Here is a 296-nt window from a genome sequence, read left to right as displayed (position 1 = left end):
AGATCAGGAGCTGCAGCTTACCGCTGCCGAACGGGAGCGTTTTTTTTGGTCGCTATGGATAGTCGCCCTGACCAGCGGCTTTCTGGTGCTGTTTCTGGCATATGGAAAATACAGCCAGCGCCGCCAAACTCGTCTCCTCAGCGAGCAGGTGGCCCAGCGCACCGAACAGTTAAATGCCAAAAATCAGGAATTGCAGGAAGCGTATCGCCAGGTAGAACAAGCCAGTACCACAGATCCGCTGACCGGGCTGAGAAACCGACGTTTTCTTGAGCAAAATCTGCAACCGGATCTGCAAA

General features: G+C 53.7%; 1 pseudogene. It reads left to right on the top strand.

The window, feature by feature from the left end:
- Window positions 1-296: pseudogene (locus J0A66_RS22845) on the top strand (tetratricopeptide repeat-containing diguanylate cyclase); the annotation flags it as partial.

Origin of the sequence: Bowmanella dokdonensis (assembly GCF_017254865.1) — a bacterium.
Taxonomy (GTDB): Bacteria; Pseudomonadota; Gammaproteobacteria; order Enterobacterales; family Alteromonadaceae; genus Bowmanella; species Bowmanella dokdonensis.
Note: the sequence above shows the minus strand (reverse complement) of the source record. Positions and strands in the feature narration are given on the sequence as shown.